The organism is Streptomonospora wellingtoniae (assembly GCF_031845375.1).
GTDB lineage: Bacteria > Actinomycetota > Actinomycetes > Streptosporangiales > Streptosporangiaceae > Streptomonospora > Streptomonospora wellingtoniae.
This window is the reverse complement of the sequence record NZ_JAVREK010000005.1, coordinates 1-18,451: the sequence shown is the minus strand read 5'-3', so window position 1 is coordinate 18,451 and position 18,451 is coordinate 1. Positions and strand designations below refer to the sequence as shown.

Below are 18,451 nucleotides of genomic sequence, written 5' to 3'. Positions count from 1 at the left end.
GGGCTAGAATTCCCCATGTATGGAAATCGGAGGAGGGGTCATGACCACAGGGGACGCCGAGGGGGACGCCGATGGGGCCGACAGGCGGCCCGGCGGGCGCAGGCCCGGGCGCAGCGGCACCAAGGAGGCGATTCTGGCCGCGGCGCGCGAGCAGTTCGCCGACAAGGGCTACACCGGCGCGACGTTCCGCGGCATCGCGGCCCAAGCGGGCGTCGACCCCGCCCTGGTGCGGCACTTCTACGGCACCAAGGATCAGCTGTTCGCCGCGACGCTGGCGCTCCCCGGTGAGATGCTGCGCCGCCTCCAGCAGTCGTTCGAGGGTGATCCCGAAGACCTGGGCGAGCGGTTCGCGCGCGCGTACCTGGGCCTGTGGGAGGAGCCGGAGACCGCGCCGGCGCTGAAGGCGATGATGCGCACCGCTCTGACCACCGAGCAGACTGCGGACCTGATGCGCGACTTCCTGCAGGCGCGCATCCTGGGAGGGGTCGCCGAGCAGCTGGGAGACGACAGGCCGCACCTGCGGGCAGTGCTGGCCGGCACGCACCTGGTCGGGGTAGCGGTGGCCCGCCACGTGGTAGGCGTCGAGCCGGTGGCCTCGCTCGACTTCGACGACCTGGTGGCCCTGCTGGCCCCGAACCTGCAGAGCTACCTGACGGGCGACCTGCCCGAGCACGCGCGCCACCCCTGACCGGGTCGAGGGAGCGTACGGAGAGCGACAGCGCCCGATGGGCGCCGCGGCTTCCCCGCGCCGCGGGCGCGAGCAGGCCGCGGCGCCGAGAGGCCGCGCCGCGGACCGGTCAGTGCTGCGGCGGAACCGCCGCCTCCTGCAGGTCCTCGGCGTCCTCGCGCCGCGCGTCCGGGCCCGGCGTGCGCGGGCTCCTCGCCCGGGCGCGCCACCCCAGCAGCACGTCCACGGTCAAGAACAGCAGCAGCGTCACGCCCAACAGCGGCACGGCGCCGCCGATCAGCGCCAGCAGGACGACGACCGCGAGCTTGTAGCCCAGAGGAAGGGCGCGGAACGAGCCGCGCGGAAAGGGGCGCCCGACGCCCAGCGCGCCCGACCGGGTCGGCCGCCGCTGCCACCACATGCGGTAGCCCATGACGATCACCGTGATCAGGCCGCCGGCCAGGGCGGTGAGCAGCAGCTGGTTGGGCAGGCCGAAGAGCACGCCCATGTGCGCGTCGATGCCCCACCTGCTGAGCTTGGCCATCAGGGGGTAGTCGGCGAACCGGACGACGTCGGTGACCTCGGCGGTCTCCGCGGACACCGCCGCCGAGTCCACCCGTGTGGGCCAGCTGCGGTCGACCTGGTTCACCACGTACGTGGAAGCGCCGTCCTCCGGCATGACGACCTCGACGGGGCCGTCCAAACCGGCCTCGCGGGCGCCGGCCAGGACGGAGTCGACCCCGGCGTCGCCGCCGGCGTTCGCGCCCGCGTCGCCGGAGTCGGCGGGTGCCTCCGTCGAAACGACGGGCGTGCTCCAGGCGAGCCGCTCCCGCAGGTCGCTGATGTTCGCGCCGGCGTACTGCGACCAGGTCATGCCGGTCGCGGACAGGAACAGCAGGCCGAGCAGCAGCCACAGGCCGGTGGCGCCGTGGACCGACATCGACCGCCCGCGGCCCCGTGACGTCCCCGCGCCGGGTACCAGCACCCCGCGCACGCCGCCGCCCGCGCGCCACCTGCGCGACACCCACAGCACGACGCCGCCCAGCGCGACCAGCCACATCCAGCTCGCCGCCAGCTCGCTGTAGTGGCGCCCGAAGTCGCCCATGTGCAGGCTGCGGTGCAGCATGTCGGTCCAGGTGCGGACGGGGAGGGCGCCGCTGGTGCCGTAGGTCTCCATCACGCCGAGGACCTCGCCGCCGTGGGGGTCGACGAACACGGTCATCCGGTGGCTGCCCTCCAGCTCGGGCACGTTGAACAGCACCCGGGTGGAGTCCTCCTCCGCGGTGGCCGGGCGGACCGCGTCGAGCTCCGCGTCGGGCAGCTCCGCCTCGGCGATCCCCACCTGCTCGCTGAGCGCGAGGGAGTCGCCCGAGGGCGCCACTCGCAGCTGCTCGGCGAAGACCGCCTGCTCGATCTGGGGTGTCCAGACGTACAGCAGCCCCGAGACGGCGGCGACCAGGATGAAGGGGGCGATGAACACCCCGGCGTAGAAGTGCAGGCGCAGCACCAGCGGGCGCAGTGCCGCCCATGCCCTGCGATGGTCGGATCCCGAGGGGGGCACGTCCTGAGCGGGCGTGTCGGTTTTCCGTCCCATGTGGGCCGTTCTCCTCTCGTCGTGGGCGCGGCCGTTTCGAGGGCGCTCGGCGCGCCCCGAGCGCGAGGCCGCGCCGAAGGTGGGGTTTCTCCTCATGCAGGTCGTTCGTGAAGGCGGATGAGTTCCGGCGGAATCGGCGTCCTGCCTGCTGCCTGCGGACGCGCGCATGCGCCGGGACCGCTTGCGGCGGTTCCGCGGGGGGATGGCGGCGGCGCGCAGCGTCCGGGGCAGGACGCCGGAGGACCGAGCCGCGCCGGAGGGGGGAAGGGGGATGGCGAAATGGGGGGATGGAGGGGGGATGTGGCTGCCGCATCGGTCGGGGCCATGAAACCACTTATGGTGACAAACCGGCTACCTCGGGAACATGCTCACCGATCGTCCGTTTCGCGAGGGCGGCGCGGATTCCGCCGCCATCAGTGCGAATCCGCGGCCGGAACCGCCGACCCGGCGCGACGCACCCGGCGCGCGCCGGGATCCCGGACGCCTGAAACATGCGCAACAGCACACCCGCAACCCCCACCTGCGGCCTCGGCGCCGATCCGGCGCCCCGGCGGACGGGCGGACGGGCGGCCGGGCGCAGCGCAGGCGCGCACGCGCATCCTAGGAGCGGATCGCCCGGTCCGATGACCGGCACCGCGCCGTGTCGCCGGAGTGCTGCGAGGAGCGGTCGCGATACTCGGACCCATGCTCAGCGGAATCCTCGAACGCGTGCTCGTCGCATCGCAGTTGCGCACATCGGACGACCTGGTGCAGGACCTCGACCTTTCCGCGGGCGACAGCCGAGCCAAGAGCTCGGCGTTCTGGACGATGCTCACGCTTTCGGCGATCATCGCGGCCGGTGGAGTGCTGACCGATTCCACGGCCACGGTGATCGGCGCGATGATCATCGCGCCCCTGTCCACGCCGATCATGGGGATCGCTCTGGGGATCGTGCGCCAGAGCCGGACCGGAGCGGTGAAGACGGTCTTCCTCGGGTGCCTCCTCGTGATCGGCGTCGGCGTGGTCTTCGCGGCCGTGATACCCGCCTCTTACGACCTGCTGGACAACAGCGAGGTCGCGGGGCGCACCTCGCCCGGGCTCCTGGACCTCGTCTCCGCCCTGGCGACCGGCGCGGCCGGCGCGGTGGCCCTGTCCCGCCGCGATGTCGCCGCCGTCCTGCCGGGGGTGGCCATCGCGATCTCGCTCGTGCCTCCCCTGGTGGTGGCGGGCGTATGCCTGGGCCAGGGCGCGGCGCTGCTGGCCGCCGGGGCGGGTGTGCTGTTCCTGTCGAACCTGCTCGCGCTGGTCTTCGCGGGCATGCTGATCTTCGCGGCCGCGGGCTACGGAACCCCCGCGCAGACGCGCGACCAGCGCGCCGAACGCAGGGCGCGCCTCGTTCTGGGCGGGTTGTTCGCGGCCGTGTTCACGGTTCTGGCCGCCCACTCCGTCGCAACCGTGCTGCTCTCGGTGTGGACGGAACGGGCCGAGGCCGCGGCCGACCGGTGGGTCGCGCATCGGCCGAACGCCTCGGTGACACACGTGTACACGGCCTCGACGACGCTGCACATCGAGGTCCGCGTCCAGGGCTCTCCGCCTCCGGTCGCCCCGCTCCTGGCGGACCTGCGGGCGGAGCTGCCCGACGGGCTGGGCCTGGTGGTCGAGACGACCTACGGCGCGCGCATCGACGCCGGAACGGTCGGGGACTGACCGCCGGGTGCGCCGGTCAGGGTGTGACGATCGGGAAGTCGGGGCGCGGCTCGTCCAGGACGGACGCCAGCCGGCGGAGCACCCCCGCGTCGCCCTCGTGCTGCACCCCGTCGATGTCGCCCGTCGCGAGTACCCCCGCCAGCCGGTGCAGGGGCAGGGTCACAGACAGGTCCGCCGTGCCGCCTGCGGGGTCGGGGTAGTGGATCAGCACGCCGTTGGAGAGCAGGGCCCGGTGGTGCTCGCCGGCGCCCCGGAGGGTGAGCAGGTTGTGCAGCGTGTGGCAGGCGTTCTCCGCCGTGCACAGCGCCCGGCTGCCGGGCAGGTGGAAGTTCATCTCCGCCGGCGCCTCGGTCCCCGGCGTCATCTGGAAGACGAACCGGACCCCGTCGAGGACCTCCTCCTGGCCGGTGCGGGTGATCTCCACCGTCGGCGGGACGAGGCCCACGCGGCCCTGCGAGGTGCCGACTCCCAGGCCCATCCCGACACGGCCCTCGGGGCCCGCCTCCAGACTGAAGGCGGCGAAGTACATCCCGCGCCGGATCATCGCCGTGCCCGCGTAGACGTTCTCCGACACGGCGTGTTCCATGAAGTGCTCCGGGGCCACCACCGGGACCCTCCCGGAGGCGACGTCGGCCTCGTCGACGACCCCGAGCACGCCGCCGAAGTGATCCAGGTGCGGATGGGTGTAGACGACGGCGGTGACCGGGCGCGCGGAGCGGTGCTCGCGGTACAGCGCCAGGGCCGCGGCGGCGACCTCCTCGGACACCAGCGGGTCGATTACGACGACGCCCTCACGCCCTTCGACGAGCGTCATGTTGGACAGGTCCATGCCGCGTACCTGGTAGATGCCCTCGACGACCTCGAACAGGCCGTTGACGGCGGTCAGCCGGCTCTGGCGCCACAGGTGCGGATGGACGGTCGAAGGGCCCGCGTCGTCGCCGTCCAGGAGGAAAGAGTAGTCCCGGAGGTTCCACGCGGTGCCGCCGTCGCTGCCCGCGACGTGCTGCGGTGCCGGCGCGATCCGCCCGCGGAGGGCGTCGTCGAGGTCGGCGGTGTCGTCCGGCGACGGCCCCGTCGTGCTCGCGCGGGCGTCCCCCGACCGGGTCGGTCGGGGCACGCCCGCGGTCCTGCCCCCGGTTCCGGCGGCGTGTTCCATCGGACCCTCCTGTGCTGCGGCGTCGGCCCGCACGGACGATCGCGGCCGCACGGGATCTGTACCGGCAGCTACCCGCCGCGGCCCCGCGCTAGGGCCAAGCGGTGGTCAACACGCCTTCGTGTAGTGGAACGCGCCGCACGGCAGGGGCCGCGCCGCCGCCCCGCCGTCACTGGCCGCCGAGCCCGGTCGTGGCGACGCTGCGGACGATGTGGCGCTGGAACAGCAGGAAGACGGCGACCATGGGTGCCGCGGCGACCATGGACGAGGCCATTTGGGCGGCGTAGAAGCTGCCGTAGGAGTTCAGCACGTTGGGGATGCCCACGGGCAGGGTCATCAGCGCCGGGTCGGTGGTGGCGATGAACGGCCAGAGGTAGTTGTTCCAGGCGGTGATGAACACGAAGATCGACGCCGCCGCCAGAATCGGCCGCGACAGCGGCAGGATCACGGTGGCGAACAGCCGCCAGTACGACGCGCCGTCGATGCGCGCCGCGTCGTCGAGCTCGCGCGGCACGGCGTCGAAGAACCGCTTCAGGATGAACACGATGATCGGCATCACCAGCTGCGGCAGGATCACGGCCGCGTAGGTGTCGACCAGGTTCATCGCCACCATCTGCTCGAACAGCGGGACGATGAGCAGCTGCGGCGGCACCACGATCGCCGCGACCGTCAGGGCGATCAGCGCCGCGCGCCCACGGAATGCCATGCGCGACATGGCGAAGGCGGCCGGCGCCGAGACCGCGAGGGTGAACACGGTGACGAGCACGGCGACGAGCAGGCTGTTGAACATCCACAGCTGGACGTCGCCCGCGGCGAACAGGCTGCGGTACTGCTCCAGGGTGAAGCCGGACTCGGGTACCAGGCTGAGCGGCAGCGACACCGCGTCCTGCTCGGTCTTGAACGACGTCGCCAGCGCCCACAGCATCGGCACCAGCCAGACGGCGGCCATGACGACCAGCGCCGACATCGCCGCGACGCGGGGGAGCTTCCCGCCGCCCAGGATCAGCGTGCGCTGCCGCGCGCGCTCGCGGGCGCGGTCGGCGCGCGCGGACCGGCGCTCGGAGAGGGGGGTGATGGTCTGCACGGACATGTCAGGCCCTCCTGCGCGACGATGCGAACCAGAGCTGTGCCACGGCGACCGCGACGACGATCGCCAGGAAGATGTAGGAGACGGCCGCGCTGTAGCCGAACCGGTAGCCGGTGAACCCCACGTCGTAGACGTAGAGCAGGAGCGAGCGCGTCGAGTCGCCGGGACCGCCCATGGTCAGCAGGTAGATCTGGTCGAAGACCTTCAGCGAGGCGAGGACCTGTAGCAGCAGGACCACCCCGGTGGTGTTGCGCAGCTGCGGAACGGTCACGAACCGCAGCCGGGCCCAAGCGCCGGCGCCGTCGAGGGTGGCAGCCTCGTAGAGGTGGTCCGGGATCGACTGCAGGGCCGCCAGGTACAGCAGGAAGTTGAACCCGACCGTCCACCAGACCGTGGTGGCGGCGATCGACCACATCGCCACGTTCTCGTCGGTCAGCCACCCCAGCCCCTCGGAGCCGAGGGCGCCCAGGGCCTGGTTGAGCAGGCCGAAGTCGCCGACATAGAGGTACTTCCACACCAGCGCCACGGTCGCCACGGGCAGCAGGAACGGCAGGAAGAACGACAGCCGCCACAGCCACTGCCCCGGCAGGCCCGCGTGCACCAGGACCGCCATTGCCAGGGCGACCAGCACGAGCGGGACCGTGGTGATGAGGGTGAAGAACGCGGTGTTGCCCAGCGTCTTCCACACCAGCGGGTCGCCGAGCGCCTCGGCGTAGTTGGCCACTCCGACGAAGTCGCCGCCGCCGCCGTTGAGGGTGCTGTCGGTGAAGCTCATCCACAGGCCGTTGAGCAGGGGCCAGACGAGGAACGCCGCATACACCGCCACGAACGGCACCAGGAACGCCCAGCCGGAGTCGGCCGCGCGCCGGAGTGGTCCCCGTGCGCCGCCGGCGGCGCACGGAGGGGACTCGGGGGAGGCGGGGCGGGCCGCCGCCGTCGCGGGCGCGCTCATCACATGTCCCCTTTCGACGGATTGGGCCTGGTGACCCACGAGGCCAGTGCGCGGTCGAGCTGCTCCACCGCCGCCTCGGGGCCGGACCCGCTGAGCGCCGTGCGCACCGTCTCGCTCATGTCCGACTGGAACTTCGACCCGGCGCCGGCGAACCACGCCTCGGGGTCGAGTACGGGTGTCTCGCCGGCGGCCGCGTAGTCGGACTGCGGTTCCAGCGCGCGGTAGGCGTCGGAGTCGGCGACCGGAACGTAGGCGGGCACGTGGCCGGCCTTGCCCCAGGTCAGGCTGTTGCGCACCATCAGCGCGACGAACCGGTGGGCCGCGCGGACCCGCTCGGGATCGGACGCGGACTGGCGGGGCAGCACGAAGGAGTGGGAGTCGGCGTAGCTGCCGGGCTCTTCGAAGACCGTGGGGAAGGGCGCCGCGCCCAGGTTCTCGACGGCCTCGGCCAGGTACGGCAGCTCCCACTCGCCGGTGAAGAGCATGCCCGCGCGTCCGTCGCTGAAGGCGGCCAGCGCCGTCTGGTAGTCCAGGTCGGCCGCGGAGTGCTCGCCGTCGAAGAGCCCGGCGAGGAAGGTGTAGGCGCGCAGTGCCGCGTCGCGGTCGAACTCGGCCGGTCCGCCCTCGGGCAGCCGCATGTCCGCGCCGGTCTGCCGATACAGGTTCCAGAACAGCCGCCAGCCCTGCGCGTCGTCGTTGACGTGGCCGAACGCGACGCCGTTTGCGCCGCTGGCGCGGGCCAGCTCGTGCGAGGCCGCGATGAAGTCCTCGTCGGACTCGAAGGCCCGCAGCGCGCCCGAGGAGTCGAGCAGGCCGGCCTCGTCGGCCATCGCGGTGTCGTAGAAGGCGATGAAGGGGTGGGTGTCCAGCGGGACGGCGTAGGAGTGCCCGTCGTAGCGGCCGCGGCGCCACAGGTCGGGCACGAAGTCATCGGGTGTGACCTGGAACTCGGCGAGCAGGTCGAGGTCGAAGGGCTCCAGCAGCCCGCCGGGGGCATAGCCCGGCAGCCGCGACATGTGCATGATCGCCGTCTCGGGCGCGCGCCCGCCCACCGAGGCCATGGCGAGCTTGGTGTAGTAGGGCGGGCCCCACGCCAGCGTGGTCGGCTCCACCCGCAGGCCCGGCGCCTGCTTGTGCACATCGCTGAGCATGGTCTGCACGCGCGCGCCGTCGCCGCCCTGGAACAGGCTCCAGAACCGCACCCGTGTCGCGTCGGAACCGGTGGACAGGGGTGCGCCGCAGCCCAGCGCCGAAGCGCCCAGAGCCAGCGCGCCGGCGCCGATCATGCCGCCGCGCAGCACTTGGCGGCGGGTGGGGCGGCCCGGGCCCGGACGGGAACGGCCCGGGCCTTCGGCGCCGCCTGGTGGATGGGGCATCGACGACCTCCTAGTTCGGGGGGTTCGGCTCGACTCGCCGACGGCGCCGTGGGACCGGCGCCGGGGCGCACCGTCGCCAGCGGGCCGAGGACGGCCGGTACGGCTCCGGTGTGACTCCCGTTACAGCGCTAGCCAGTTTTACAACGATGTACAAGAGCTGTAAAGAGGCCCGGGCTCCGCACATCCCCGTTGATCTTGTAGCTATCGTGAAGGAAAGCGATTTCCAGTGACGATAGCTACAAGATCGACGGGGTTCGGGGGCCGCGGGCCGGTCCCAGTGGCGAGGCGCCCGGGCGGGCGCGGCCGGGACCGCGCCGCAGGCGCGCTCAGCCTCGGGAGGGACCGCTCTTCTCGAAGGCGGCCGCACGCCGTTGCGCGTCGGCGATGCGCGCGGTGTCCAGCTTCTCGCCGCGGTCGAACCGGTAGATCCCGTTGCGCTCCTGGAATACGTCGGTGAGCTGGGTGTAGCAGTAGCCGAACATCTCCGGGTCGTCGAGCAGGACCCCGACCAGCCCGCTGAACCGCGCGTGGAACTCCTCCGGTGTGGCCGGGTCGCTGCCGTAGCCCCACGACCCTTCGCCGCGCGGTGCGTCCGGATCCCATCGGATGCCGCCGAACTCGCTGCAGAAGTAGGGCTGTCCCCGGTATCCGACCGACCACGCCGCGCCCGAGGCGGCCCGGTTCACGTGCGGCTCCCCCCGGGCCAGGCCGCCCATCTGCTCGCGGAACGCCTGGGGGTCCTGCTCGTAGCTGTGGGAGTCGTAGACGTCGGCCTCGGTCACGCGGTGGGAGTAGCCCGAGGAGTCCACCACCGGGCGCGAGGGGTCGAGCGCCTTGGTGGCCAGGAACATCGCGCGAGTGACGTCGTCGAGAGGCGCGGTGCGGTCGTGCAGGTGCTGGAAGGTCTCGTTGAGCGGGCACCAGCCCACGACGCTGGGGTGGGAGTAGTCGCGCTCGACGGCCTCCAGCCACTGGGAGACGTAGGAGGCGTCGGGCTGCTGGTTCGCACCGGAGTCGGAGCCGCCGACGTTGCAGCCCCAGTCGGCGAACTCGCCCCAGACCAGGTAGCCCAGGCGGTCGGCGTGGTAGAGGTAGCGTTCCTCGAACACCTTCTGGTGCAGGCGGGCGCCGTTGAAGCCGGCCCGCAGGCCCAGTTCGATGTCGCCGACCAGCGACGCCTCGTCGGGCGCGGTCATCAGGCCGTCGGGGTAGTAGCCCTGGTCCAGCACCAGCCGCTGAAAGACCCGACGCCCGTTGATCAGTACGGCCCTGCCCTGCACTGAGACCGACCGCAGGCCCGCGTAGGACTCGGCGCGGTCGGCGACCTCGCCGTCGGCGCCGATGAGCTCCAGGCGCAGCCCGTAGAGGTGCGGGTCCTGCGGGGACCACTCCCGCCGGCGTTCCGCGGGGACGGCCAGGCTCAGCTGCGGTGCGGGATCGCGGTCGGCGCGCACCTCGGCGGCGGCGACCTCGCCCTCGGCGTCGGTCAGTACCGCGCGCACCCGCTGCCCTTCGCGCACGCCTGACAGCGGCATCCGCAGGTGGAAGGCGCCGTTGGCCGGGTCGGGGGTGATGCGCGGGCGCCGCAGGTGGACCTCGGGGACCGGCTCCAGCCACACGGTCTGCCAGATCCCGGTGGTGCGCGTGTAGTGGCACCCGGTGTTGGCGTACCAGGTCGCCTGCTTGCCGCGTGCCTGCGGACCGTGCCGGGAGTCGCGGGCGCGCACGACGATCACGGCCTCTTCGCCCGGCGCTGCGGCGCCGTGCAGGTCGGCCGTGAACGGGGTGAACCCGCCGCGGTGCCGGGCGACCTCGACTCCGTTCACCCACACCGTCGTGTCGTAGTCGACCGCCTGGAAGTGCAGCAGCGCCCGCCGGCCGGCCCACTCCCGCGGGATGCGCACGCTGCGCCGGTACCACACCGCCTCCAGGAAGTCGGTGTCCCCGACACCCGACAGTGCCGACTCCGGGCAGAAGGGAACGGTGATCTCACCGCTCGGCACGGCATCGCGCAGGCCGCGCTCCAGCCCGGTGTCGGCGCGGTCGATCTCGAAGCCCCACGTGCCGTTCAGGCACAGCCAGTCCGGCCGGGTGAACTGGGGACGCGGGTATTCAGGGCGGGGCGGTGTGGAGCCGTGAGGTGGCACGCGCTCCTCCTCGTCGTCTCGTGGGGTCGTGGCCCGGGCTCGTCTCGTACAACATGCGTCGGCACTGGCGAGCTGCGCCGCGCGGGCACGGCTCACCATTCGCGCAGACCATGTCAGCACGCTTTTCCATCGATGTAAATGGGGTGCTGCGCGGTCGCCGCGCGCTCGCCCGGCGCTCGCCGGGCGAGCGGCTCGGCATGCAGGCCGCCCGGGGCGGGCTCACTAGGATGGCCCCGATCGGAGGTGGACGTGGGCAGCAGGCCGCGCATCAAGGACGTAGCTCGGCGAGCGGGGGTGTCGGAGAAGACGGTCTCCAACGTCATCAACGACTATCCGCACGTCACCGCCAAAACGCGCGCCGCGGTGGAGGCGGCCGTCGCCGAGCTCGGCTACCGGGTCAACTTGGCGGGGCGCCAGCTCCGACGCGGCGAGTCCGGGGTGATCGCCCTGGTCATCCCCGAACTCGACCTCGGCTACTTCGCCGAGCTGTCCGACCTCGTCATCCGCGAGGCCGAGCGCCACTCCCGAACGGTCCTGGTGCACCAGACCGAGGCCCAGCGCGAGCGCGAAGCCGCCGCCCTGGACGGATTCGGCACCGACTTCGTCGACGGCGTCATTTTCAGCCCGCTCGCCATGGACGACGACGACCTGAGCGCTTACAGCGCCCGCCTTCCCGTGGTGCTGCTGGGCGAGGTGTCCCTGCCGGGCCGCCACGACCACGCGGCGATCGACAACGTCGCGGCGGCGCGCGAGGCGACCGAGCACCTGCTGGAGCGGGGGCGGCGACGCATCGCGGTCGTCGGGGGGCGTCCGCCGCGCCCGACCGGGACGGCCGAGCTGCGCACCCGTGGCTACAGCGAGGCGGTACGGGCGCACGGGCTCGACTACGACCCCGCGCTGGTGCGGTCGGCGCGCCGCTTCCACTGGCAGGACGGCGCCGACCTGGCCGCAGCGCTCATGGCCGAGCCCGAGCCCCCGGACGCGCTGCTGTGCCTGAACGACCTGCTCGCCCTGGGCGCCGTCCGCGCCCTGCACACCGCCGGGGTGCGGGTGCCCGAGGACGTCGCCGTGGTGGGCTTCGACGACGTCACCGCCGGCCGGTTCGCCATCCCCAGCCTGACCACGGTCGCACCGGACAAGCCGCAACTGGCCCGCGAGGCGGTCCGGCTGCTGCTCCGCGCGATCAGCGCCGACCGGCCTTCGACGGCGCCCCAAGCGGTGGAGGAGGTCGTCATCGGCCACACCCTGGTCGTCCGCGAAAGCACGGGCGGGACGGGATGAGGAATGCGGTGGCCCATCCCGGAACGCGGTCCGACACGCTTCCGTCAGCACAGCACCGTTGATCTTGTAGCTATCGTCACTGGAAATCGCTTTCCTTTACGATAGCTACAAGATCAACGGGGTTCTATCCGCGCGACGCCGCGGACGCGAAGGCGGCGACGTGCTCCCGGTTCTCGGCGATCACCTCGTCGAGGGAGTCGCGGGTGCGCACCAGTTCGGCGATATGGGCGTCCAGGCGCTCGCGTTCCTCGACGAGGCGCCTCCATGCCTCGTGGGCGGTCTCCCAGCTCGGCCTGTCGACACAAGGAAGCAGTTCGGCGATGATCCGGCTGGAGAGCCCGGCGGCGAACAGCCGCCGCACCAGCAGGATCCGGTCCACGTCGGACTCCGCATACAGCCGCTGGCCGCTGGGGCTGCGGTCGCTGCGGAGCAGCCTCTGCTCCTCGTAGTACCGCAGCGACCGGACGCTGGCACCCGTCCGCTTCGCCAGTTCGCCGATTCTCATCGCCGCCTCCCGCCGCTGTGCTCCGTGGCCCACGCCACAATATCTCACCCTTGCCTCTGACGTCAGTGTCAGACCCTACGCTCTCGGCATGAGCAACCGCACCGCAACCGCCACACTCGCCCCCTCCCTCTTCGAGAGCGCCGCCCTCGGCGGGCTCCGGATGCCCAACCGCATCGTCATGGCGCCCATGACGCGGGTGCGGTCCAACGCCGCCGGGCTGGCCACGGCCTCCATGGCCGCCTACTACGCCCAGCGGGCGTCCGCCGGCCTGATCGTGAGTGAAGGCATCCAGCCCAACCGGGTGGGCCAGTCCAACCCGTTCACCCCCGGGCTCCACACCGACGAGCAGACGGATTCGTGGCGGCAGGTCACCTCCGCCGTGCACACCAACGGCGGGCGGATCTTCGCCCAGATCATGCACGGCGGGCGGATCAGCCACCCCGACACCACCGGCCTCCAGGCGGTCGGACCGTCGGCGGTGGCCGCCCGCGACGCGTCCGTCTTCACCCCGAGCGGGCCGCAGCCGGTGCCCGTTCCGCGCGCGCTCACCACCGAGGAGGCCGGCAACGAGGCGCTCTCCTACGCCCGCGCCGCCGAACGCGCCGTCGCCGCCGGGTTCGACGGGGTGGAACTGCACGGCGCGAACGGCTACCTGATCGGGCAGTTCCTCTCCACCAGCGCCAACCTCCGCACGGACGGCTACGGCGGCTCGATCGCCGGGCGGATCCGCTTCGCCGTCGAAGCCGCGACCGCCACCGCCGCGGCGATCGGCCCGGATCGGGTCGGCATCCGGATCTCACCCGGCGCCGGGCTGTGGGACGCGGTCGAGACTGAGGTGCCCGAGCTGTACGGCGCGCTGCTCGCCGCGCTCGCGCCCCTCGGGCTCGCCTACGTGCACCTTGAGGCCACCACCGACGAGCAGACCCTGGTCGGTCTGCGGAGCGCATGGCCGGGCACGCTGATCGTCAACCCGGCCTTCCCGATGGGGCCCGAACCCGCCGACCGCAAGGGTGCGGACCACTGGCTCGACCTCGGGGCCGACCTGATCTCCTTCGGGCGGGCGTTCCTGGCCAATCCGGACCTGGTGGAGCGCCTGCGCGCGGACCTCCCCCTCGATGAGGCGGATCCGGCGGTCTACTACGAAGGCGGCGACGACGGCTACCTCACCTACCGGCCGTACCGCTACTGACCGGTGGGGGCGAGGATGTTCGCGCGTGGGGAGGCGGGGAGTGGAATTGCGCTTCCCCCGGATCGCCCCCCGCATCGCCGTATCGGCGCTCATTCTCGCCCCCGCCGTATTCCCCGGAGCTTCGGCACAGGCCGAGCCGCCGAGGCGTATGGGCGGACCGCGCGCGACGTGCCGTGAGACTCGGGCCGTCCGCCGACGACGCGCCGCGGTGGAGCGGTCGCACCTTCCTGCGGTCTAGTCGTTGGGCGCCTCGGCGAGCGAGATGCTGTTGCCATCCGGGTCCAGCACGACGACGTGGCGCACGCCGTTGCCGTAGGTCTCCACCGGTTCGTGGCCGATCCCGTGCGCGGCGAGGCGGGCGAGGATGTCGTCGAGGCCGGTCACACCGAGCGTGACCACGGCTGCGCCCACCTCTTTGGCCCGCCCGTCCCGTTCGTCGACGACGACCCACGCGTTCTCGCCGACCTGCCACAGGTGCTCCTCGCCCATGACCTCGTCAGCCGGGCGCCCGAAGAACACCCCGAACCATTCCAGTGACGCGGTCCGGTCGCTGACCGCCATGACGCTGTACAAGTCCACCCGGATATCTCCTCTCGTGCGCGACGGAGTCTAGACCGCGCCCGTGCCCCGGACTCATCGCAGAATGGCGCCCTGCTTCTCCGGGCCGGACTGCGGGAGGTCACCCGGAAGCACCGCACCGAGGCCCTTGCCGGTGCCCAGGACGCCGGCCGCTATCGCCCGCAATCGAGCCCGCGGGGGCGGCGCACGCGCCGTCCCCGCCCGAAGGCGGCGGCCGCGCCGGACCCGGTGGCGGAGTGCCGGACGAGGGGGCAGCTGCGGCCGCCGTCCGCGCACGACGCCGCGTTCACCGACCGGGCTAGCCGTCCCTCACCCCTGCGCCGCGGAGTCGAGCAGCCAGTTGTACCGAAGGCGCATCGCGCGCTCCACGCTGGCCGCCGCGGCACCGAGCGCGAGCGCGACGTTGAGCCATACCGGTAGATGGACGGGCGAGGTGAAGGTCCCGAAGCGCCGGGTGACCGGCGGCAGCTGAAAGGCCGCTTCGAGGATCTGCGGAATGAGGAGAAGGAGCGGGACGAGGAGGAGGGCGAGCGAGAGGAGCCCGATGCCGCGGCTCAGCGCGGGGTGCTCGCGGGCGAGGCGCGCGCGGCGCCCTTCGCCGGAGCGCTGATCGGGGACGAGCTGGCGCTCGGCCCCCGCGGCGGTGACGTAGTGGCAGCGCCGGAGGCCGAAGGCCGTCGGCACCACGTCGATCGTTCCGCCCGGGACGGGAAAGGCGGCGGGGAGCTTGGACTCGGCGTGGTGCCTGCCGTCGAGGTACAGGTGGGCCTTGCCCTTGCCGTCCTCGGAGAAGATCCGCTGCACATAGCTGACGTCGACGGCATACACCGCCTCTCGGCCGCCGTCGCTCCTCAGCGGAAGGTAGAACAGCGCACGGGAAGCCGGCTGCCACCAGCGGAACGGCTTCAGCGGACGCCCGTTCCCGGGCTTGACGCGTTGTGCGGCGCGGCGCCGCCGCCACTCCTCGAACATCTCGGACTCCTGATTCATCACGCGGTAGACGCATCGGCGGACTCGGCGGAGCCGAAGTCGGCCGGGCGGACGGGGGCTCTTCGGTGATCAGACGGCTGCGCTGCGGTCCCGGCGGAGCCCGCGGGCGTACCGGGACGGGGGAGGGCTTCGCTCAGATCCAGCCGTGCCCTGCGGCGATGCGCGCGGCCTCGTGCCGGTTCGCGGCGTCGAGCTTCGCGATGGCGGCCGCGAGGTGGTTGCGCACGGTCCCCCGGGAAAGCGAGACGCGCCGGGCGATCTCGTCGACGGGCGCCCCGTCGCGGGCCAGCGCGAGGACGTCGGACTCGCGCGGGCTGAGCGGTGAGTCGCCCGCGCTGATCGCCTCGGCCGCGAGTGCCGGGTCGACATAGCGCCCGCCGCCCGCGACGTTGCGCACGACCTCGGCGAACGTGCGGGAGGAGACGGTCTTGGGCAGGAACCCGCGCACGCCCGCGGCCAGTGCCGACTTCAGGTAGCCGGGGCGGCCGTGCGAGGTCACGATGATGCAGCGGCAGTCCGGCAGCTCCGCGGCGAGCCTCCGCGCCACCTCGATGCCGTCGGGCCCGGGCAGCTGCAGGTCGAGCAGTGCCACGTCGGGGCGGATGCGCAGGGCCGTGGCCAGCGCCTCGTCGCCGGAGGCCGCCCGGCCGACGACCTCGAAGCCGTCCTCGAGGTCGAGCAGGCCGGCGATGGCGTCGCGGATGAGGTGTTCGTCGTCGGCGACGAGGATGCGTGTCATGCGGGCTCTTCCTTCGGGAGCGGGATTGCGGCCTCAAGCAGGAACCAGGTGCCGTCGCGGTGCGCGGTGAGGCTCCCGCCGAGTGCGCGGATCCGCTCGGACATCGAGCTCAGGCCCGTACCGGCGCCGGCGGCCCGCCCGTCCGCTGCGGCGGGCTGCGCGGGCCCGACGCCGTCGTTGGCGATCGTGAGGAGCACCGCACCGTCCTCGTCGGCGGTCGCGAGCGTGACCTGTGTGGCCGCGGCGTGGCGCAGCAGGTTCGTGACACCTTCGCGCACGACCCGTCCCAGCGCCTCGGCGCAGCGCTCGGGTACAGGGTCGCCGGTCACCGTGCAGCGAATGCCGGCCGACTCCAGCAGCGACCGCGCGCCCGACACCTCGTCGTCCCAGGTGGTGCGGAGCTCGCCGCGCACGACGTGGCGGACCTCGGTGCCCGCCTCCTCTGCGAGGCGCCGGACCTCGGTGATCTCCTCCGCCGCCCGTTCGCCGTGGTCGCGGCGGACGAGCTCGGAGGCCAACGAGCTCTTGACCGCGATCGTCGCCAGGGTCCGGCCGAACACGTCGTGGAGGTCGCGCGCGATGCGCAGGCGCTCGTTCGCGAGGGCGAGCGCGGCGCGGGTCTCGTGCGCCGCCTGCAGCTCCAGCAGCACCCGCAGCATCCACGCGCTCGACCAGCAGATCCACAGCGCACCGCTGATCACGGCCGCCCCCACCAGCAGGAGCGCGATGTTCGCGACGCCCACGAGCGGAACGGCGAGGACGACGGCCGCCGCGTTCAGCAGCAGCGTCCGGCGCGCGTCGAGAACGGGTACGAGGCTCGCTGCGGCCGAACCGATCGCCGCCGCGACCGTCACGCCCATCGCGGGGAGGGGGAGCATGAAGGTCACGGCGACGAAGGCCGCGAGGGCCAGCGCCCATGCGACGGCACCGCCGACGGGGAGCCGTCGTGCGCGCCCGGCGACGGTGTCGATGCTCCGGTTAGTGACGAGCACGTTCCCGACGACCAGGGCGGGCAAGAGCACGAACGCCGCGACCCACACGCCGAGGGGTACTCCGGTGAGCCGGCCGGCCTCCAGCAGGCTCCGGAGGAGGGTGCCGGCCGGGATCGAGACGGCGACGTAGGCCGACCAGCGCACGTAGGTCTCGAACCGGTGCGCGCCGACCTGCGTCCAATCGCTCATGCCCCTCATTGTGCCGCGGGGGTCCGTGCAGGCCGGGGGTCCGCGGGGGTCAGGGCGGGCCCCGTCGTGCGTGTGCGCAGCCACACCACCGCCGCGATCGCAGCGGCGGTGAGGGTGGGCACGAGCAGGACGGCCGATCCGGTCCCGGCCGACCGGTCGGCGACGGAGGTGCCGATGTCGATGTGCAGGGCGGTGGCGAAGAGGAACGTGAGCGTGTTGAGCAGCGCATGCATGACGGCCGCGGTTTCGATGCCGCCGGTGCGCCAGGTGATGACCGCCAGGCTGACGGCGAGCGTGAAGTACCAGAGGTTGATCCACGGATCGGCTGCGCCGTGGATCAGGGTGAACACCAGGCTTGAGACGAGGACGCCGACGACCAGCGCCGTGCGCGGCCCGCGGCTCCAGCTCCCGGCGACCCGGAAGACGAGTCCGCGCAGGCCGTACTCCTCGCCTGCCGACTGCAGGGGCGTCAGCAGGAGGGTTGCGGCGAAGATGCCGACCAGGTCGGCGACCGGCCAGTGGGTCTGCTCGGGGGGCGTCGAGGCGTTCAGGACCAGGACGGCGATCAGCCAGACGGGGCCGATGAACAGCAGTGCCCGGCCGAACACGTCGAACCGGAAGCGCGACACCACCGAGTGCAGCGACGCGCCCCGCACACCGTAGAGCCACCGCTGGACGAGCATGCTCCAGGGGATGAGGAGGGCGAGCGAGAACATGGTCGCACCGTGGTAAAGCGGCGTGTAGTCGGTGCCCCCGCTCGCCGGGTTGGTCCTGCCCAGCTGCGTGTCGACGAAGGCGGCGGCCTGGGACGCGGCGAAGCTGAAGACGGCCATCCCGGCGATCACGAGCACGATCGCGAGGACGCCCCGCCCGATGCGGCGCTTGTCACCGGCGAGGACGCGGTGGTATTCCACGCCCGGCGGAACCGGTCGCGGACCGCGGCCGTCCGGGTCCGGATCGGTCGGCAGGGCCGCATCGGCCGGTCGCGAGTGCGGTGGCGAGAGGAGGCGGTCGGCGTCGGGGTTCATGCTCCGAACCTAGATCGGAGCGCGGTCGTGACTGAGTGTCACCGGTCACGGATTTCCTCCGTGCCCTGCACGGGTCGGCCATGACAGATGTCATGCACGACCGGTGTTCTCGTCCGCAGCCGGGGTGCGGACATTGCGGATCCGGCGGGTCGGGGGTGACGTCGGCACACCACCGTTGATCTATTCCCAAAATGGCCTGTACGTCACCGCTGAACTGGGATTACGCTGCCGGGGAAGGCAAGAGCCGAGTAACGTCGTAACCTTCCTGAGACAACTCCTCAAGCAGACGCTTGGCAT

General features: G+C 72.4%; 16 protein-coding genes and 1 pseudogene. 4 read left to right on the top strand and 13 right to left on the bottom strand.

Annotated features, from left to right (window positions below):
* The first annotated feature begins 40 nt into the window (after positions 1 to 40).
* On the top strand, positions 41 to 688 hold the full coding sequence (locus RM446_RS06620) for a TetR/AcrR family transcriptional regulator (protein ID WP_311544255.1): 648 nt from the start codon (positions 41 to 43) through the stop codon (positions 686 to 688).
* A gap of 109 nt (positions 689 to 797) precedes the next feature.
* Here RM446_RS06620 and RM446_RS06615 read toward each other — a convergent pair whose 3' ends face one another.
* On the bottom strand, positions 798 to 2,261 hold the full coding sequence (locus tag RM446_RS06615) for a PepSY-associated TM helix domain-containing protein (RefSeq protein ID WP_311544254.1): 1,464 nt from the start codon (positions 2,259 to 2,261) through the stop codon (positions 798 to 800).
* A gap of 684 nt (positions 2,262 to 2,945) precedes the next feature.
* Between RM446_RS06615 and RM446_RS06610 the strand changes: the two genes are divergently transcribed.
* The gene (locus tag RM446_RS06610) at positions 2,946 to 3,947 is read left to right on the top strand and encodes a DUF389 domain-containing protein (RefSeq protein ID WP_311544253.1); all 1,002 of its coding nucleotides are present in this window, start codon (positions 2,946 to 2,948) and stop codon (positions 3,945 to 3,947) included.
* Between the two features lie 16 nt (positions 3,948 to 3,963).
* Here RM446_RS06610 and RM446_RS06605 read toward each other — a convergent pair whose 3' ends face one another.
* The 6 genes and pseudogenes from RM446_RS06605 to RM446_RS06580 form a co-directional block, all read right to left on the bottom strand.
* On the bottom strand, positions 3,964 to 4,158 hold the full coding sequence (locus tag RM446_RS06605; RefSeq protein WP_398694675.1) for an alkyl sulfatase C-terminal domain-containing protein: 195 nt from the start codon (positions 4,156 to 4,158) through the stop codon (positions 3,964 to 3,966).
* 33 nt (positions 4,159 to 4,191) lie between these two features.
* A pseudogene (locus RM446_RS06600) lies at positions 4,192 to 5,103 on the bottom strand (MBL fold metallo-hydrolase); the annotation flags it as partial.
* Between the two features lie 166 nt (positions 5,104 to 5,269).
* Positions 5,270 to 6,190 (bottom strand): carbohydrate ABC transporter permease, encoded by a 921-nt coding sequence (locus RM446_RS06595; protein WP_311544252.1) that lies wholly within the window; start codon positions 6,188 to 6,190, stop codon positions 5,270 to 5,272.
* 1 nt (position 6,191) lies between these two features.
* On the bottom strand, positions 6,192 to 7,139 hold the full coding sequence (locus RM446_RS06590; RefSeq protein ID WP_311544251.1) for a carbohydrate ABC transporter permease: 948 nt from the start codon (positions 7,137 to 7,139) through the stop codon (positions 6,192 to 6,194).
* On the bottom strand, positions 7,139 to 8,515 hold the full coding sequence (locus RM446_RS06585; protein ID WP_311544250.1) for an extracellular solute-binding protein: 1,377 nt from the start codon (positions 8,513 to 8,515) through the stop codon (positions 7,139 to 7,141). The genes RM446_RS06590 and RM446_RS06585 overlap by 1 nt, the downstream gene beginning before the upstream one ends.
* A gap of 326 nt (positions 8,516 to 8,841) precedes the next feature.
* A complete protein-coding gene (locus tag RM446_RS06580; RefSeq protein WP_311544249.1) occupies positions 8,842 to 10,662 on the bottom strand; it encodes a glycoside hydrolase family 2 protein in 1,821 nt (606 codons plus the stop codon).
* 249 nt (positions 10,663 to 10,911) lie between these two features.
* Here RM446_RS06580 and RM446_RS06575 point away from each other — a divergent pair, with 249 nt between their 5' ends.
* The gene (locus RM446_RS06575) at positions 10,912 to 11,943 is read left to right on the top strand and encodes a LacI family DNA-binding transcriptional regulator (RefSeq protein ID WP_311544248.1); all 1,032 of its coding nucleotides are present in this window, start codon (positions 10,912 to 10,914) and stop codon (positions 11,941 to 11,943) included.
* Between the two features lie 124 nt (positions 11,944 to 12,067).
* Here RM446_RS06575 and RM446_RS06570 read toward each other — a convergent pair whose 3' ends face one another.
* Positions 12,068 to 12,448 carry a MerR family transcriptional regulator gene (locus RM446_RS06570; RefSeq protein WP_311544247.1) on the bottom strand — a complete coding sequence of 127 codons (381 nt, stop codon included), beginning with the start codon at positions 12,446 to 12,448 and terminating at the stop codon, positions 12,068 to 12,070.
* Positions 12,449 to 12,536: 88 nt separating this feature from the next.
* Between RM446_RS06570 and RM446_RS06565 the strand changes: the two genes are divergently transcribed.
* On the top strand, positions 12,537 to 13,637 hold the full coding sequence (locus RM446_RS06565; RefSeq protein ID WP_311544246.1) for an oxidoreductase: 1,101 nt from the start codon (positions 12,537 to 12,539) through the stop codon (positions 13,635 to 13,637).
* A gap of 234 nt (positions 13,638 to 13,871) precedes the next feature.
* Here the strand turns inward: RM446_RS06565 and RM446_RS06560 are convergent, their stop codons facing one another.
* The 5 genes from RM446_RS06560 to RM446_RS06540 form a co-directional block, all read right to left on the bottom strand.
* Positions 13,872 to 14,216 (bottom strand): VOC family protein, encoded by a 345-nt coding sequence (locus RM446_RS06560; protein ID WP_311544245.1) that lies wholly within the window; start codon positions 14,214 to 14,216, stop codon positions 13,872 to 13,874.
* Positions 14,217 to 14,525: 309 nt separating this feature from the next.
* A complete protein-coding gene (locus tag RM446_RS06555; RefSeq protein WP_311544474.1) occupies positions 14,526 to 15,188 on the bottom strand; it encodes a hypothetical protein in 663 nt (220 codons plus the stop codon).
* Between the two features lie 151 nt (positions 15,189 to 15,339).
* Positions 15,340 to 15,945 carry a response regulator transcription factor gene (locus RM446_RS06550; RefSeq protein WP_311544244.1) on the bottom strand — a complete coding sequence of 202 codons (606 nt, stop codon included), beginning with the start codon at positions 15,943 to 15,945 and terminating at the stop codon, positions 15,340 to 15,342.
* Positions 15,942 to 17,126 (bottom strand): sensor histidine kinase, encoded by a 1,185-nt coding sequence (locus RM446_RS06545; RefSeq protein WP_311544243.1) that lies wholly within the window; start codon positions 17,124 to 17,126, stop codon positions 15,942 to 15,944. Before RM446_RS06545 ends, RM446_RS06550 begins: the two co-directional genes overlap by 4 nt.
* Before the next feature lie 5 nt (positions 17,127 to 17,131).
* Positions 17,132 to 18,154, bottom strand: a complete 1,023-nt coding sequence (locus RM446_RS06540; protein WP_311544242.1) for a CPBP family intramembrane glutamic endopeptidase — start codon at positions 18,152 to 18,154, stop codon at positions 17,132 to 17,134.
* Positions 18,155 to 18,451 lie beyond the last annotated feature (297 nt).

Excerpts from the sequence above, each read along its gene's own strand:
- RM446_RS06565 (WP_311544246.1), top strand. The coding sequence starts at position 12,537 with ATGAGCAACCGCACCGCAACCGCCACACTCGCCCCCTCCCTCTTCGAG.
- RM446_RS06540 (WP_311544242.1), bottom strand. The coding sequence starts at position 18,154 with ATGAACCCCGACGCCGACCGCCTCCTCTCGCCACCGCACTCGCGACCG.
- RM446_RS06550 (WP_311544244.1), bottom strand. The coding sequence starts at position 15,945 with ATGACACGCATCCTCGTCGCCGACGACGAACACCTCATCCGCGACGCC.
- RM446_RS06585 (WP_311544250.1), bottom strand. The coding sequence starts at position 8,515 with ATGCCCCATCCACCAGGCGGCGCCGAAGGCCCGGGCCGTTCCCGTCCG.
- RM446_RS06590 (WP_311544251.1), bottom strand. The coding sequence starts at position 7,139 with ATGAGCGCGCCCGCGACGGCGGCGGCCCGCCCCGCCTCCCCCGAGTCC.
- RM446_RS06570 (WP_311544247.1), bottom strand. The coding sequence starts at position 12,448 with ATGAGAATCGGCGAACTGGCGAAGCGGACGGGTGCCAGCGTCCGGTCG.
- RM446_RS06545 (WP_311544243.1), bottom strand. The coding sequence starts at position 17,126 with ATGAGCGATTGGACGCAGGTCGGCGCGCACCGGTTCGAGACCTACGTG.
- RM446_RS06620 (WP_311544255.1), top strand. The coding sequence starts at position 41 with ATGACCACAGGGGACGCCGAGGGGGACGCCGATGGGGCCGACAGGCGG.
- RM446_RS06555 (WP_311544474.1), bottom strand. The coding sequence starts at position 15,188 with ATGTTCGAGGAGTGGCGGCGGCGCCGCGCCGCACAACGCGTCAAGCCC.
- RM446_RS06615 (WP_311544254.1), bottom strand. The coding sequence starts at position 2,261 with ATGGGACGGAAAACCGACACGCCCGCTCAGGACGTGCCCCCCTCGGGA.
- RM446_RS06595 (WP_311544252.1), bottom strand. The coding sequence starts at position 6,190 with ATGTCCGTGCAGACCATCACCCCCCTCTCCGAGCGCCGGTCCGCGCGC.
- RM446_RS06610 (WP_311544253.1), top strand. The coding sequence starts at position 2,946 with ATGCTCAGCGGAATCCTCGAACGCGTGCTCGTCGCATCGCAGTTGCGC.